The following is a 15,903-nucleotide window of genomic DNA, read 5'->3' as shown; positions in this document are numbered from 1 at the left end:
CGCTCACGCCCGGGGCAGGACCGACCACGCCCCGGGCTCGACCGAGCACGCCCCCGACGGGAGCGGCCACGCCCCCGGCTCGACCGATCACGTCCCCGCCGGGCGCAGGAGCAGCGGCGGGCCGCTCGGCGGTCACGAGACTCCGCCGAGGAAGTGCCGCAGGTAGCGCGGGTTCATCCGGTCGAGCGCGAACAGCACGTAGAAGTCCGCGCAGCCGAAGTCGCTGTCGTACGCGGGCTCGCCGGCCACCCAGGCGCCGAGCCGCAGGTAGCCGCGGAGCAGCGGCGGCACGAGCGCCCGGCGCTCGGCGGGGGTGAGCGTGCCCGGGTCGGCGGCCGGGGCCTCGGCGAACCAGGGCCGGCGCGGGGTCACCCGCAGCGCCGGCGGGGCCAGGTGCCGGGCGCTGACCTCGGCCCACACCGCAGCGGCGGCGACCCCGCCGTCGGTGACCGGCACCGAGGCGCAGCCGCCGAGCCAGCGGGAGCCACGCAGGTGCAGGTAGCGGCAGATCCCGGCCCACATCAGGTTGATCACGGCACCGGTCCGGTGGTCCGGGTGGACGCAGGAGCGGCCCGCCTCGACCAGGTCGTCGCGGAGCGGGGCCAGCGGGCGCAGGTCGAACTCGCCGTCGGCGTACCGGCGGGCGGTGCGGCCGGGTGGCAGCAGCCGGTACGTGCCGACGACCTCGTCGGTGCCTTCGCGCAGCACCACCAGGTGGTCGCAGTGCGCGTCGAACTCGTCGGAGTCGAGCCCGGCGCCGGCGCTCGGCAGAGTGGCGCCGAGTTCGTCGGCGAACACCTCGTGGCGCAGTCGTTGCGCGGCCGCGACCAGTGTCGGGTCGTCGGCGATCAACAGGGTGTATCCGCTGGTCGTGAGCGGTGCGCCAGCGGCGTGCAGAACGGCCATGACTCCTGTGTAGGTGGCGTGGGTTGCCACCGGGCGGGATGAGGGGTGTCGATCCGGTGAACGCCGGCCGGCGGCGTCGTGCGAACCGGGACGGCCGGTGCGGGGCGGGTGTGTGCGAGGCTGCCGGGCGGACCGCCGGCGAGGGCGCCGGCGGAGCTGAACCCGGAGGTGCGCATGCTGGTCGAGGCCCGTTTCCAGGGACCGGACGGTTCGGGCAACGGCGGCTGGAGCGCCGGGATCTTCGCCGCGCTGATCGACGACCGGGGGCCGGTGGAGGTCACGTTGCGCCGGCCGCCGCCGCTGGACACCCCGCTGACCGCCGCCGACGGCGAGGTACGCGACCCGGACGGCCAGTTGATCGCCCAGGTACGCCGGGTGGAGCCGGTCGAGGCGGTGGTGCCACCGGTGGACCGGGCGACGGCGGAGGACGTCGCGCGGGCGTACCCCGGTCTGCTGGACCACCCCTTCCCCCGCTGCTTCGTCTGCGGCCCGGCGCGCCCGGACGGGCTGCGGATCTTTCCGGGACGCCTGCCGGACGGGCGGACCGCCGCGCCGTTCGACGCCCCGGCGGAGGTGACGCCCGCTACGGTGTGGGCGGCGCTGGACTGCCCGGGTGGCTGGGCGGTGCTCGCGCCCGGCCGCCCGTACGTGCTGGGGCGGATCGCCGCGCAGGTCACGGCGCTGCCACGGCCCGGCGACGAGTGCGTGGTGACCGGCCTCGCGGTCGGCGGCGAGGGACGGAAGGCCGAGGTGCACACCAGCCTGTACGGTGCGGACGGCGCGTTGCTCGGCCGCGCCCGGGCCACCTGGGTGGCGTTGCCGACCGCCTGATCTCCTCCTTGAGGAGGACGGCGCGTACGCGTCCCGCCTGATTGACCCCCTTGCGCCGGGTTGGAAGGCTGTTGCCGGGTGCCCCCGCAACGGCGCCCCACCGGCGCGCGTCACGCCCGCCGGGCAGGAGAGGAGAATGATGTCCGACGGGCAGCCACGCCCCAGTGCCGGGACCGGCCAGATCATCGTGTCCGGCCTGACCAAGCAATACAAGACCGTCCGCGCGGTGGACAACCTGTCGTTCACCGTCGAGCCGGGCCGGGTCACCGGCTTCCTCGGCCCGAACGGCGCCGGTAAGACGACCACGCTGCGCATGCTGCTCAACCTGGTGACGCCGAGCGCCGGCACGGCGACCATCGGCGGCAGCCGGTACGCCGACCTGACCGACCCGCTGCGCACGGTGGGCGCGGTGCTGGAGGCGTCCAGCGCGCACAAGGGCCGCACCGGGATCAACCACCTTCGGGTGATCTGCGCGGCGGCCGGGCTGCCGAAGGAGCGCGCCGACGAGGCGCTGGCCCTGGTCGGGCTCTCGCCCGCGGCGAAGCGCAAGTTCAAGGGCTACTCGCTGGGCATGAAGCAGCGGCTCGGCATCGCCGCCGCGATGCTCGGCAACCCGCAGGTGCTGATCCTGGACGAGCCGGCCAACGGCCTGGACCCGGAGGGCATCCGCTGGATGCGCGGCTTCCTCAAGGGTCTCGCCGCCGAGGGCCGTACGGTGCTGGTCTCCAGCCACCTGCTCTCCGAGATGCAGCTGCTCGCCGACGACGTGGTGATCATCGCGGCCGGCAAGCTGGTCCGGCAGGGCCCGGTCGACCAGGTGATGGCGTCGATGACACACGGTGTCCGGGTGCGGGTGCGCACCCCGCAGGCCGACGAGCTGGTCTCGGCGCTGCGCGAGCAGTCCGCCACCGTCGACACCGACCCGCACGGCGTGCTGCTGGTCAGCGGCGTGGACGCGCCGACGGTGGGCCGGGTCGCGCTGGCCGCCAAGGTCGAGCTGCACGAGCTGACCACCGAGCGACCCGACCTCGAAGGGGTCTTCCTGGAGCTGACGGCCGGAAAGGCGGAGATCCGATGACGCTTGTCCGATCCGAACTGCTCAAGATCCGTACCACCAGCACCTGGTGGATCTTCGGGCTGATCAGCCTGCCGCTCTGGGTGCTGGCGCTGCTGTTCAACTGGCTGCAGACCGACGCGCTGGCCAGCGGCGACCTGGGCGAGGTTCCGGCCGACCAGGCCGACCAGGTGCAGGCGATCTCCAGCGCCGACAGCATCGCCGCCAACCTCTACACGAACGGCCAGTTCTTCGGCCTGCTCATCGTGCTGCTGCTCGGCATCGTGGTGGTGACCAGCGAGTTCTTCCACCAGACGGTGACCACCACGTTCCTCACCGCGCCGCACCGCACCGCGGTGATGCTGGCCAAGCTGGTCGCGGCCGGCGTGCTGGCGCTGCTGTTCTGGATCGTCACCACGGTGCTGAACCTGATCTTCGCGCCGATGATCCTGAAAGCCTCGGACCTCGGCAGCCAGCTCGGCAGCGGAGAGGTCTGGACGTCGGTCGCGCTCAACGGGCTGGCCTACCTGCTCTGGTCGGTGCTCGGCGTCGGGCTCGGCGTGCTGATCCGCAGCCAGATCGGCGCGACGGTGACCGGCATCCTGCTCTACCTGGGCGGCACCATCGGCGCGGCGATCGCCATCGGCCTGCTGGCCGGCCGCTTCGGCGACTGGATCAACCAGCTCCAACTGCTGGTGCCATCGCTGGCCTCCAGCCTGATGGTGGCCGGGACCGAGATCCCCGGCAACCCGCCCCGCTGGGCCGGCGCCGCGGTGCTGATCGGGTACGCGGTGGTGACCGGCGCGATCGGCATCGCCACCATCCGCAAGCGCGACATCTCCTGACCTCGCCGTCAGGCGGACCCCGGCCGGTGACACTCGTCACCGTCCGGGGTCCTCGTCGTCTAGCAGGAGTCGGTGGATCACGCAGCGTTTGCCGAACTTCTGGCATCTTCTGTGAATCGGACCACCAGCCGGAGGCGAGAATGCCTGCGCGCAGCGCACGGCGTAGCCTTGGCATCGGTTTACCCAGCGTCGGCAACCGGGTGTCACCGGGGGCCACCGTGACATTCACAACCGCGTGAAAGAGGCGATTAGCGGCCGTGTCGACCCAGCAGACTTCGCAGGAGAACCCACTGGCGGGTTTCGGCCCGAACGAGTGGATCGTCGAGGAGATGTACCAGCGTTACCTCGCCGACCCCTCGAGCGTCGATTCGGCCTGGCACGACTTCTTCGCCGACTACCGGCCGGCCCCGGGCGCCGCCACACCGCGCCCGGAGGCGCAGGCCAAGCCGGCCGCGAAGCCTGAGCCGGCCGAGCAGCAGGAAGCAGTGGCCACGGTCAAGGAGCAGCCCGCCAAGGCGGAGCCCACGGCCACCCCCGCCAAGGCCGAGCCGAAGGCCGCCCCGAAGGCGTCCGCCCCGGCCAGGCCGGCCGCCAAGCCGGCGGCGAAGACCCCCGAGCCGGCGAAGAAGTCCGCCCCGGCCAAGCCGGCCGCGAAGGCACCGACCGCGAGCGCCGCCGGCACCACGACGCTGCGCGGCGTCGCCGCCAAGATCGTCCAGAACATGGACGCGTCGCTGTCGGTCCCGACCGCCACCAGCGTGCGCTCCGTCCCGGCCAAGCTGCTCGTCGACAACCGCATCGTGATCAACAACCACCTCACCCGGGGTCGCGGCGGCAAGGTCAGCTTCACCCACCTGATCGGGTACGCGCTGGTACGCGCCGTCGTCGAGCACCCGGAGATGAACAACTCCTTCGCCGAGGTCGACGGCAAGCCGGCGATGGTCCGCCCGGAGCACGTCAACCTGGGCATCGCGATCGACCTGGTCAAGCCGGACGGCTCCCGCAACCTGGTGGTGCCGTCCATCAAGGGCTGCGAGCAGATGGACTTCCGGCAGTTCTGGCAGGCGTACGAGGACGTGGTCCGGCGCGCCCGCCGCAACGAGCTGACCATGGAGGACTACTCCGGCACCACGATCTCGCTGACCAACCCGGGCGGCATCGGCACCGTGCACTCGATCCCGCGCCTGATGCAGGGGCAGAGCGCCATCATCGGCGTCGGCGCGATGGAGTACCCGGCCCCCTACCAGGGCATGAGCGAGGCCACCCTGGCCGAGAACGCGGTCAGCAAGGTCATCACGCTGACCAGCACGTACGACCACCGGATCATCCAGGGCGCACAGTCCGGCGAGTTCCTGAAGGTCATGCACGAGCTGCTGCTCGGCGAGCGCGGCTTCTACGACGACATCTTCACCTCGCTGCGCATCCCGTACGAGCCGGTGCGCTGGATGCGCGACGTGGCCGTCGACAGCGAAGGCCAGATCAACAAGACCGCGCGGGTGCACGAGCTGATCCACGCGTACCGGGTGCGCGGCCACCTGATGGCCGACACCGACCCGCTCGAGTTCAAGATCCGTAAGCACCCGGACCTGGACGTCCTCCAGCACGGGCTCACGCTCTGGGACCTCGACCGCGTCTTCCCGGTCAACGGCTTCGCCGGCCAGCAGCGGATGAAGCTGCGCTCGATCCTCGGCGTGCTGCGTGACTCGTACTGCCGCCGGGTCGGCATCGAGTACATGCACATCCAGGACCCGGAGGAGCGGCGCTGGATCCAGGAGCGGGTCGAGCGCAAGTACGAGAAGCCGAGCCAGGACGAGCAGAAGCACGTGCTGAACCGGCTCAACGCCGCCGAGGCGTTCGAGACGTTCCTGCAGACCAAGTACGTCGGCCAGAAGCGCTTCTCGCTGGAGGGCGGCGAGTCGCTGATCCCGCTGCTCGGCGAGGTGCTGGAGTGCTCCGCCGAGGCCGGGCTGGACGAGGTCGTCATCGGCATGGCCCACCGCGGCCGGCTCAACGTGCTCGCGAACATCGTCGGCAAGCCGTACGAGAAGATCTTCTCCGAGTTTGAGGGGCACCTCGACCCGCGCTCCACGCAGGGCTCGGGCGACGTGAAGTACCACCTCGGGCAGAACGGCAAGTTCACCACCCCGGACGGCGAGCACGCGGTCAAGGTGTCGGTGGTGGCGAACCCGTCGCACCTGGAGGCCGTCGACCCGGTGCTGGAGGGCATAGTCCGGGCCAAGCAGGACCGGATCGACCTCAAGCTGGAGGGCTACACCGTGCTGCCGCTGGCGGTGCACGGTGACGCCGCCTTCGCCGGCCAGGGCGTGGTCGCCGAGACGCTCAACCTGTCCCAGCTGCGCGGCTACCGCACCGGCGGCACCGTGCACGTGGTGGTCAACAACCAGGTCGGCTTCACCACCGCCCCGGAGTACAGCCGGTCCAGCCTCTACAGCACCGACGTGGCCCGGATGATCCAGGCGCCGATCTTCCACGTGAACGGCGACGACCCGGAGGCAGTGGTCCGGGTGGCCCGGCTCGCGTTCGAGTACCGGCAGGCGTTCAACAAGGACGTCGTGATCGACATGGTCTGCTACCGCCGGCGCGGGCACAACGAGGGCGACGACCCGTCGATGTCCAACCCGGAGATGTACAAGATCATCGACTCGAAGCGGTCGGTCCGGAAGCTCTACACCGAGGAGCTGATCGGCCGCGGCGACATCACCGTGGAGGACGCGGAGGAGCTGCTGCGCGACTACCAGGGGCAGCTGGAGCGGGTCTTCAAGGCCACCCGGGACGCCGCGACCACGCCGCGCCAGCTCAGCCGCCCGGCGCGGGAGGACGAGCCGGAGCCGCAGGTCGACACCGCCACCGACGCCGCGGTGGTCAAGGCCATCGGCGAGGCGCACGTCAACCTGCCGGAGGGCTTCACCCCGCACAAGCGGATCCAGCAGCTGCTGGAGCGGCGCCGCAAGATGTCCGTCGAGGGCGGCATCGACTGGGGCTTCGCCGAGATCATCGCGTTCGGCACGCTGCTGCACGACGGGGTCACGGTCCGGCTCGCCGGGCAGGACTCGCGCCGCGGCACGTTCGTCCAGCGGCACGCCTCGGTGGTCGACGCCAAGACCGGCGAGGACTACCTGCCGCTGATGTCGCTCACCGCCGACGGCGAGCGGTCGCGCTTCTTCGTCCACGACTCGCTGCTCTCCGAGTACGCGGCCATGGGCTTCGAGTACGGCTACTCGGTGGAGAACATCAACGCGCTGGTGGCCTGGGAGGCCCAGTTCGGTGACTTCGTCAACGGCGCCCAGTCGGTGATCGACGAGTTCATCTCCTCCGGCGAGGTGAAGTGGGGTCAGCGCTCCGCGGTGACGCTGCTGCTGCCGCACGGCCACGAGGGCCAGGGCCCGGACCACACCTCCGGCCGCCCGGAGCGGTTCCTGCAGCTCTGCGCCGAGGACAACATGCGGGTGGCCATCCCGACCACCCCGGCGAACTACTTCCACCTGCTGCGCCGCCAGGCCCTGTCGCCCAAGCGCAAGCCGCTCGTGGTGTTCACGCCGAAGTCGCTGCTGCGGCACAAGCTCTGCGTGTCGCCGGTGGAGGACTTCACCACCGGGACGTTCCAGCCGGTGCTGGCCGACACCGCGGCTCCGGCGCCGGAGCAGGTCAAGCGGGTGCTGCTCTGCTCGGGCAAGGTCTACTACGACCTGTTCCAGGCCCGGCAGGAGCGGGGCGTGACCGACACCGCGATCATCCGGATGGAGCAGCTCTACCCGCTGCCCGTCGAGGAGGTCCGGGCCGCGCTGGCGCAGTACCCGAACGCCGAGGACTTCGCCTGGGTCCAGGAGGAGCCGGCCAACCAGGGCGCCTGGTCGTTCGTCGCGCTCAACCTGCTGGAGCACCTGCCCGAGGTCCGGCTGCGCCGCATCTCCCGGCCCGCCGCCGCCGCTCCGGCGGTCGGCTCGGCGAAGATGCACGAGGTCGAGCAGAACGCGCTGATCGAGGCGGCTCTCCCCCGCCCGTGACACCACCGGCAGCGGCCCGTCCCGACCCGGGGCGGGCCGTTGCCGTACGACGACGAGAGGAACACCGTGTACTTCACCGACCGTGGCATCGAGGAGCTGGTCGAGCGCCGGGGCGACGAGCAGGTGAGCCTGGAGTGGCTGGGCGAGCGGCTGCGTGACTTCGTCGACCTGAACCCGGAGTTCGAGACCCCGATCGAGCGGTTCGCCACCTGGCTGGCCCGCCTCGACGACCCGGACGACGACTGACCGGCGCGGCCGGGCGCGACCTCAGCCGGTCGCGCCCCGCCCGGCGACCTGGAGATTCCCGGTACGGCGCAGCTTCTGCCAGCCCAGCCGGCCCCCGGTCAGCGCGGTGCCGACGGCCTGGAGCAGCACCAGGTACATGACCTGCCGGTAGACGAACTGCTGCAACGGCAGCACCCAGAGCACGCCGAGCTTCTCCCGGTCCAGCCGGAAGGCCAGCACCGCGGTGACGAACTGGAGCGCGAGCATCGCCAGCCAGGCCACCACCGTGTCGCTGCGGTCCAGGAAGATCAGCCCGTAGATCGCGAGCAGGTCGATCACCGGGGCGGCCAGCGGCAGCAGCACGCCGAACAGCGTCAGGAACGACAGGCACCGGCGGCCGAACCGGCCGGACGGACCGCTCTCGATCACCGAGCGCCGGTGCTTCCACATCGCCTGCAGGGTGCCGTAGCTCCACCGGTAGCGCTGCTTCCACAACTGGCCGATGGTGGTCGGCGCCTCGGTCCAGGCGCGTGCGCTCTCCTCGTACACGATGTGCCAGCCGGCCCGGCCGACGGCGATGGTGACGTCGGTGTCCTCGGCCAGCGTGTCGTCGGTCATGCCGCCCACCTGCTCCAGCGCCTGCCGCCGGAACGCGCCGATCGCGCCGGGGACGGTGGGCATGCAGCGCAGCGTCTCGTAGAGGCGGCGGTCGAGGTTGAAGCCGATGACGTACTCGATGTGCTGCCACTTGGCGATCAGGCCGCGGCGGTTGCCGACCTTGACGTTGCCGGCGACGACGCCGACCCGGGGGTCGGCGAAGGGCTGGACCAGCCGGCGGACCGAGTCCGGCTCGAAGATCGTGTCGCCGTCGACCATGACGATCAGGTCGTGCCGGGCCAGCGCGACGCCGGTGTTGAGCGCGCTCGGCTTGCCGCCGTTGGGCTTGCGGACGACCCGCACGTTCGGCAGGCCCAGCGCCGCGACGATGTCGGCGGTGCCGTCGGTCGAGCCGTCGTCGACCACCACCACCTCGATGCCGCCGGGGTGGTCGCCGCAGGCCAGCGAGCGGACGGCCGCGGCGATGCCCTCCCGCTCGTTGTACGCCGGCACGATCACCGAGACCGGTTCGGTGACCGGCGGACCCCACGACCAGTCGCGGCGACGGCGGCGGCGAGCGTGCCGTGTGGCGAGGACGAACAGCAGCAGCGACCGGCCGACGGTGAGCACCCCGACGAGCACGAAGAAGGCGCCGAGCACCCCGAACATGCCGTCGGCCACCCGTACCGCGCCGACCAGCACGTGCCCCCGCCACCGCTCGTCGAGCGGAGCGGCCGCCTGACCGCCCACCGGGCCTGATACGCCGGCCGCCGCGAGCGTCTGGTTCAGGCCCTCGCTGACGGTGGTGAAGCGGTACCCGCGTTCCAGCATCATCGGGATGTAGCGGTCCAGCGCGGCCACCGTGCCGGACCGGTCGCCGCCCGCGTCGTGCCAGAGCGCGATGGTGCCGGCCGTACCGTCCGGCGTGGCGTTCGCCACCATCTCCTCGACCGGGGGCAGCTCCCAGTCCCGGCTGTCGACGTCGTTGACCACAGTGAGGTAGCCCAGCTCGCCGGCGTGCCGCAGCATCGGCCAGTCGCGGTCGGTGTACGCGTCCGCCCGGGACGAGTACGGGAAGCGCAGCAGTGACGGGCGGACGCCTGTGGTGCTGGCGATGGCGAGCTGCGTCTGCGCGTACTCCAGCTCCCGCCGCCATTCCGGCAACGTGGCCAGGTCGGGGTGGGTGAACGTGTGCACGCCCAGCTCGTGTCCGTCGGCCACCAGCCGGCGGGTCACCTCCGGGTTGCGGACGACCTGCGAGCCGATGACGAAGAAGGTGCCCTTCACCTGGTACTTGTCCAGGACGCGCAGCACCTCCGGCGTCCACCGCGGGTCGGGTCCGTCGTCGAAGGTGAGCGCGATGGTGCGCGGCGGCAGGCGGTGCGACTGGGTGCGGCCCTCCGCGCCGACGTTGACGATCGGGCCGCCCCCGATCACCGAGCTGGGGACCTCCCGCTGGCTACCGTGCGTCACCCGGTTGTCGGGGACGAACGCGGCGTTCGTGTACGCCTCGACGACCAGCAGGCCGCCCAGGACGACCACGACCATGGCGACCAGGGCCCAGCTCGGCCGGGGCAGGAGACGCCGGCCACGGGACCGGCGCGAGCCGGGGATCTGCGGCGCTGCGGGGATCTGCCGGACGTCCAGCACGACTGTGGGTGCGTCGTCCGGCTGCCGCCCGGCGCGGTGCCGGCGGGCGGCCTGCACCCGGCGGGGGTCCAGCGCGACTGTGGGCGGCTCACTCGTGGGCGGGTTCGGACGGGCGGGTGCCTGGTCACTCATCGGCGGGAGCGGCGGGCGCAGCGGGTTCGGCGGGCGGGTCGACGGCGGGCGGCGGGTCGACCACGGGCGGCGGCACCTCGGCGGTGGGCGCGGTGGGCGGCGCGGTGGTGGCCGGCGTCTGGACGGGCCGGGGCGCGGTCGGGGCGGTCCGGGTCGGCCGTTGATGCCGAGGGCTCGGCGGGACCGTGGCGGCAGGGGTGACGGCGGTGGCCGGCGCCCGGGCCGGAGCGGTACGGATGTCGGTTGGTGTGTCCGCCGCGGGACGGGTGACTGCCGGCGCGGGCGTGTCCGCCGGGTTCGGCGACGGCAGCCGCTGCTCGGTGGTCGGCTCGACGAACGGGATGACGCTGTCCGGGGTGATCGGCCCGCCGGCGAAGCTGACTCCGACCATGACCGTGTAGATCACCCCCGCCGCGCCAGCGCAGTAGGCGAGACGACGCAGCCGCCGGCGTCGCCGCCCGCTCGGGTCGACGAAGACGGGGGGCGATTCCGGTACGACAGGAATCAGTGCGGTCGGGCCTTCCACAAACCAAGTGTAGATGCGAGAAAATCCCACCTTCTCCCCCGGCTAGCCGTCCTGACCAGGCAGAACGGGCAGCACCGACCTCGATCTTGTAGGTTGGGTGCCGTGGCGCGCAGCGTGTACCTCACCGGCGTTGGTTCGGGCGGCGGAAAATCGACAGTGGCGCTCGGGCTGGCCGAGTTGTTGTCCCGGCAGGTGGAACGGATCGGCGCGTTCCGGCCGCTCGTCGCCGGTGACGGCACCGACCCGATCCTGGCCCTGCTCACCGAGCGCTACCGGATGGAACTGCCGGTCGGCGAGCTGCACGGCGCCACCTACGCCGAGGCGAGCGCGCTCGTCGCGGACGGCCGCCGGGAAGAGCTGATCTCCCGCATCGTCACCCGCTACCGGGAGGTCGAACGCCGCTGCCCGGCGATAGTGGTGGTCGGCAGCGACTTCGCCTACGGCGACGGCACCGGCCCCCGTGAGCTGGCCTTCAACGCCCGGCTCGCGACCGAGTTCGGCAGCGTCGTGGTGCCCGTGGTGGACGGGTTCGCGCAGGAGCCGGAGGCGATCGCGGCGGCGCTGCGCGGCGCGTACCACGATCTGGTCGACCTCGGCGCGACCGTGATCGCGGCGCTGGCCAACCGCGTGCCGGAGCCGATGACGCTGCCCGAGCTGCCGGTGCCCGCGTACGCGATCCCGGAGGTGCCGACCGTGTCGGCGCCGACGGTGGCCGAGGTGGCCGCGGCGCTGCGCGGCACGGTGCTCACCGGCGACGAGACCGCGCTCGACCGCGACGTGCTCGACTACGTGGTCGGCGCAGCGCACGTGCCGACGCTGCTGGACCACCTCACCGACGGGGCGCTGGTGATCACCCCGGGCGACCGCGCCGACCTGCTGGTGGCCGCCGGCGCCGCACACGTCGCCGGGCAGGTGTCGCTGGCCGGGCTGGTGCTCACGCTCGGCGAACAGCCCGACCCACGCGCCATGCGCCTGGTCGAACGGATGAACACCGGGCTCCCGGTGCTGTCGGTGCCCAGCGACAGCTACGACACGGTGTCCGCGTCCAGCCGCATCGAGGGCCGCCCCAGCACCGCCAACCCGCGCAAGGTCGAGGCCGCGCTCGGCGCGTTCGAACGCTGCGTGGACACCGACGACCTGGCCCGCCGGCTGCGCGTCAGCCGCTCCGCACGCGTCACCCCGCTGATGTTCGAGAACGACCTGATCGACCGGGCCCGCGCCCAGCGCCGCCGGCTCGTGCTGCCCGAAGGCGCCGACGAGCGGATCCTGCGCGCGACCGAGGTGCTGCTGCGCCGGAGCGTCGCCGAGATCACCCTCCTCGGCCGCCCGGACGAGATCGCCCGCCGCACCCGGGAACTCGGCGTGGACCTCGGCGACGCCCAGGTGGTCGACCCGGCGACCAGCCCGTTGCGGGACGAGTTCGCGCAGGCGTACGCGCAGTTGCGCGCCCACCGCGGCGTCACCGTGGAGCTGGCGCACGACATCGTCGCGCAGCCCAACTACTTCGGCACGATGATGGTGCAGACCGGCCACGCCGACGGCATGGTCTCCGGCGCCACCCACACCACAGCCGCCACCATCCGGCCCGCGTTCGAGATCATCCGGACCGTGCCCGGCGTCTCCGTCGCCTCCAGCGTCTTCTTCATGCTGCTCGCCGACCGGGTGCTTGTGTACGGCGACTGCGCCGTCAACCCCGACCCGGACGCCGACCAACTCGCCGACATCGCCATCTCGTCGGCCGACACCGCGGCCCGGTTCGGCATCGAACCGCGGGTGGCGATGCTGTCGTACTCCACCGGCAGCTCCGGCGCCGGCGCCGACGTGGAGAAGGTCGCCGCGGCCACCAAGCTGGTCCGGGAACGCCGGCCCGACCTGCTGGTCGAGGGCCCCATCCAGTACGACGCGGCGATCGACCCGCAGGTGGCGGCCACCAAGCTGCCGGACAGCCCGGTCGCCGGGCAGGCCACCGTGTTCATCTTCCCGGACCTGAACACCGGCAACAACACGTACAAGGCGGTGCAGCGCTCGGCCGGAGCGGTGGCGGTCGGGCCGGTCATGCAGGGCCTGCGGCGGCCGGTCAACGACCTGTCCCGGGGCGCCACCGTGCCGGACATCGTCAACACGGTGGCGATCACCGCCATCCAGGCCGCCGCGGAGGCTTCGGAATGAGCCGCATCCTGGTCCTCAACAGCGGGTCCTCGTCCGTCAAGTACCGGCTGTACGACGGCGACGACGTCCTGGACAAGGGCACCGTCGAACGGATCGGCGAACCCGGCGGCGGCCCGGCCGACCACGAGAGCGCGGTCCGGGAGATCATCGGCCGCCTCGACCTGACCGGCCTGGCCGGCGTCGGCCACCGGGTGGTGCACGGCGGGCGGAAGTTCAGCGAGCCGGTACGCATCGACGACGCGGTCGTCGCCGCCATCGAGGACCTGGTGCCGCTCGCCCCGCTGCACAACCCGGCCAACCTCGCCGGCATCCGGGTCGCGCTGGAGGCGCTGCCGGACACCCCGCAGGTGGCGGTCTTCGACACCGCGTTCCACCACACGCTGCCCGAGGCCGCCGCCACGTACGCGATCGACAAGACCACAGCCGAGCGCTACGGCGTCCGGCGGTACGGCTTCCACGGCACCTCGCACGCGTACGTCTCGCGTCGCGTCGCCGACCTGCTCGACCGCCCGTACGACCGGCTCAACACCATCACGCTGCACCTGGGCAACGGGGCGAGCGCCTGCGCGGTCCAGGGCGGGCGCAGCGTGGCCACCTCGATGGGCATGTCACCGCTGGAGGGCCTGGTGATGGGCACCCGCAGCGGCGACCTCGACCCGACAGTCATCTTCCACCTGCGCCGCGAGGGCGGCATGGGCGTCGACGACATCGACGACCTGCTCAACCACCGCAGCGGCCTGCTCGGGCTGACCGGCGCCAACGACATGCGCGAGGTGCTGGCCCGGCGCGCCGCCGGTGACCCGGACGCGACGCTGGCGTTCGACGTCTACTGCCGGCGGATCACCGGCTATGTGGGCGCGTACTACGCGCTGCTCGGCCGGGTCGACGCGATCGCGTTCACCGCCGGGGTCGGCGAGCACGCCGCGCCGGTACGTTCCGCGTCGCTTGCCGGGCTGGACCGGCTCGGCATCGCCGTCGACCCGGCGCGCAACGACGGCCACGGCGACCGGATCGTCTCCCCGGACGGCGCGGAGGTGGCGGTGCTTGTGGTCGGCACCGACGAGGAGCGGGAGATCGCCCGCGAGACCCGCGAGGTGCTCGGCGTCTGACCGCGGTCTGGGGGACAGTGCCGCCGGTGCCACCACTTCGGGGAGGTGGCGTGGTCCGGTGCGCCCGATACCGCTACCTCGGCGAACTGGCGTGACCCGGTGCTTGAGGTGCCACCACTTCGGGGAAGTGGCGCGGTCCCGGTGCCTCCGATACCGCCACCACGGCGAACTGGCGTGACCGCGGTGCCTCCGATGTAGCTCCTACCGCTGCCGGTGACCGGCGTGCGGGTCAGCCCAGGGCGATCCAGGCGACCAGGGCGACCACCACGACGACGGCGACGGCCACACCGGCGATCAGCGGTACCCGGGACGGCGCCGCCGCCGACGCGGCCGGCTCGGGCGAATCGACGAACGCGCGGAACTGCGCTGTGTTGCCACTCGGGTCGGTGTAGTTCTCAGCCATGCGGGTGACCCTAGCGAAGCCGGCCGGCCCCGGCCGCCCCGCCAGGCCGTAGGCCGGCATCCGGCTCATCCGGCCCGCGCAAACCCGCCCGGCCGGTTGAGGTGTCGCCCGGCCGGGTGGTGGTGGCAGCCGATCCGGACGGCGGGCGCGGGCCGACCGCTCGGCTGCCTACCGTGCAGGTGTGAGGGGGCAGCGGCTGGTGGCCGCGCTGATGACGGCGCTGCTGGCCGGCTGCGGCCCGGCCGTCGCCACGACCGATCCCGTCCCGGCCGGTGTGCGGCCCGCGCCCGAACGCCAGTACGCGGTGGGGATGCGGCAGTTCACGCTCGATCCGGACGGCGCCCGGCCGCTGCCGGTCACCGTCTGGTACCCGGCCGACCTGCCCACTCCAGCCGCTCCGTCCGCGTCCACGGGTCCCGCCGGACCGGCTCGCGTCAACACACGGCCCGTCACCACGGATCCCGTCGGGCCCGCACGCGCCACCGCACGGCCCCTCCCCACCACGGACCTCGCCGGACCCGCACACGCCACCGCACAGAAGCTCGCCTCCCCGCCCGACCGGACCACCGCGCCCGGCTCCCCCGCGCCACTCGGCTCCGCCACCGCACGTGACGCTGCTCCCGGACGTGACGCCGCCACCTCGCCAGGCCACACCGCCAGGCCGGCCGGCGCAGGCACCGCGACGCCGGACGGGCCGCGCGTCCGGCCGGGCGCGCCGTTCGCGGCGGGCCGGTTCCCGGTGGTCCTCTACAGCCACGGGCTGCGCAGCCTGCCCGCGCTGCACGCCGCGCTGACCAGCCGCTGGGCGGCCGCCGGGTTCGTGGTGGTCGCACCCACCTACCCGCGTACGAACCTGCGCGCCCGCCACTACACCCGCGACGACGTACGCAACCAGCCGGCCGACGCCTGGCGGCTGGTCCGTCACCTGGTCCGCCTGGGCGCCCGCCCCGGCGACCCGCTCGGCGCGCACCTGGCAGTGGACCGGTTCGCCGCCGCCGGGCACTCGGCCGGCGGTCACACCAGCCTCGGGATGTTCGCCTCCGGGCAACCGTCACCGTTACGGGCCGGAATTGTGATCGCCGGTGGCCGGATGGTCGCCGGCTTCTCCCGTCCGCTCGCGCCGATGCTGTTCGTGCACGGCAGCGCTGACCGGATCGTGCCGGAGTCGATCGGCCGGGCCGCGTACGCCCGCTGTCTCGGCCCGGCCGCCTTCCTGAGCCTGCGTGGTCAGGGTCACGGCGAGTACCTGACGCCGGGTCGGTCCGGTTTCGCCCAGGTGCTCGCCGCCACCACCGACTTCCTGCGCTGGACGCTCTACGCCGACCGGGCGGCGCTGCGCCGCCTCCCCGCCGACGCGACAGCCCCCGGCACCACCTTCACGACCCGTTCCCTCCCCGCCTGACCGTCGGAGGACCGGCCGCCGGAGATCTT

The 15,903-nt window shown here is 72.7% G+C and carries 12 protein-coding genes; 8 read left to right on the top strand and 4 right to left on the bottom strand.

Features of this window, described 5'->3' with window-relative positions:
- Positions 1 to 132: 132 nt before the first annotated feature.
- On the bottom strand, positions 133 to 906 hold the full coding sequence (locus ACSDG8_RS22405) for a GNAT family N-acetyltransferase (protein WP_210900154.1): 774 nt from the start codon (positions 904 to 906) through the stop codon (positions 133 to 135).
- A gap of 174 nt (positions 907 to 1,080) precedes the next feature.
- On the opposite strand from ACSDG8_RS22405, the gene ACSDG8_RS22400 reads away from it, so the two are divergent.
- The 5 genes from ACSDG8_RS22400 to ACSDG8_RS22380 all read left to right on the top strand — a co-directional run bounded on the left by ACSDG8_RS22400 (position 1,081) and on the right by ACSDG8_RS22380 (position 7,907).
- Positions 1,081 to 1,737 carry a hypothetical protein gene (locus tag ACSDG8_RS22400; RefSeq protein ID WP_210900157.1) on the top strand — a complete coding sequence of 219 codons (657 nt, stop codon included), beginning with the start codon at positions 1,081 to 1,083 and terminating at the stop codon, positions 1,735 to 1,737.
- 136 nt (positions 1,738 to 1,873) lie between these two features.
- Positions 1,874 to 2,815 (top strand): ABC transporter ATP-binding protein, encoded by a 942-nt coding sequence (locus ACSDG8_RS22395; RefSeq protein ID WP_374223588.1) that lies wholly within the window; start codon positions 1,874 to 1,876, stop codon positions 2,813 to 2,815.
- Positions 2,812 to 3,636 (top strand): ABC transporter permease, encoded by an 825-nt coding sequence (locus ACSDG8_RS22390; protein ID WP_210900161.1) that lies wholly within the window; start codon positions 2,812 to 2,814, stop codon positions 3,634 to 3,636. The genes ACSDG8_RS22395 and ACSDG8_RS22390 overlap by 4 nt, the downstream gene beginning before the upstream one ends.
- Before the next feature lie 257 nt (positions 3,637 to 3,893).
- Positions 3,894 to 7,661 (top strand): multifunctional oxoglutarate decarboxylase/oxoglutarate dehydrogenase thiamine pyrophosphate-binding subunit/dihydrolipoyllysine-residue succinyltransferase subunit, encoded by a 3,768-nt coding sequence (locus ACSDG8_RS22385; RefSeq protein ID WP_210900164.1) that lies wholly within the window; start codon positions 3,894 to 3,896, stop codon positions 7,659 to 7,661.
- A gap of 66 nt (positions 7,662 to 7,727) precedes the next feature.
- A complete protein-coding gene (locus ACSDG8_RS22380) occupies positions 7,728 to 7,907 on the top strand; it encodes a DUF6104 family protein (RefSeq protein WP_030503218.1) in 180 nt (59 codons plus the stop codon).
- Positions 7,908 to 7,928: 21 nt separating this feature from the next.
- Here the strand turns inward: ACSDG8_RS22380 and ACSDG8_RS22375 are convergent, their stop codons facing one another.
- Together ACSDG8_RS22375 and ACSDG8_RS22370 are read right to left on the bottom strand one after the other, a co-directional pair.
- Positions 7,929 to 10,265 carry a bifunctional polysaccharide deacetylase/glycosyltransferase family 2 protein gene (locus ACSDG8_RS22375; protein WP_439427214.1) on the bottom strand — a complete coding sequence of 779 codons (2,337 nt, stop codon included), beginning with the start codon at positions 10,263 to 10,265 and terminating at the stop codon, positions 7,929 to 7,931.
- Complete coding sequence (locus ACSDG8_RS22370) at positions 10,258 to 10,791, bottom strand: hypothetical protein (protein ID WP_210900170.1); 534 nt, start codon at positions 10,789 to 10,791, stop codon at positions 10,258 to 10,260. Before ACSDG8_RS22370 ends, ACSDG8_RS22375 begins: the two co-directional genes overlap by 8 nt.
- Positions 10,792 to 10,884: 93 nt before the next feature.
- Between ACSDG8_RS22370 and pta the strand changes: the two genes are divergently transcribed.
- A complete protein-coding gene (gene pta / locus ACSDG8_RS22365; RefSeq protein ID WP_210900173.1) occupies positions 10,885 to 12,960 on the top strand; it encodes a phosphate acetyltransferase in 2,076 nt (691 codons plus the stop codon).
- A complete protein-coding gene (locus ACSDG8_RS22360) occupies positions 12,957 to 14,069 on the top strand; it encodes an acetate/propionate family kinase (protein WP_439427213.1) in 1,113 nt (370 codons plus the stop codon). Before pta ends, ACSDG8_RS22360 begins: the two co-directional genes overlap by 4 nt.
- A 229-nt stretch (positions 14,070 to 14,298) precedes the next feature.
- On the opposite strand, the gene ACSDG8_RS22355 is transcribed toward ACSDG8_RS22360, so the two are convergent.
- On the bottom strand, positions 14,299 to 14,472 hold the full coding sequence (locus tag ACSDG8_RS22355) for a hypothetical protein (RefSeq protein ID WP_210900180.1): 174 nt from the start codon (positions 14,470 to 14,472) through the stop codon (positions 14,299 to 14,301).
- Between the two features lie 181 nt (positions 14,473 to 14,653).
- Between ACSDG8_RS22355 and ACSDG8_RS22350 the strand changes: the two genes are divergently transcribed.
- Positions 14,654 to 15,874 carry an alpha/beta hydrolase family protein gene (locus ACSDG8_RS22350; protein ID WP_439427212.1) on the top strand — a complete coding sequence of 407 codons (1,221 nt, stop codon included), beginning with the start codon at positions 14,654 to 14,656 and terminating at the stop codon, positions 15,872 to 15,874.
- Positions 15,875 to 15,903 lie beyond the last annotated feature (29 nt).

Source organism: Micromonospora sp. LA-10 (assembly GCF_051853095.1).
GTDB lineage: Bacteria > Actinomycetota > Actinomycetes > Mycobacteriales > Micromonosporaceae > Micromonospora > Micromonospora echinospora_A.
This window is presented reverse-complemented; position numbering and strand designations above follow the sequence as displayed.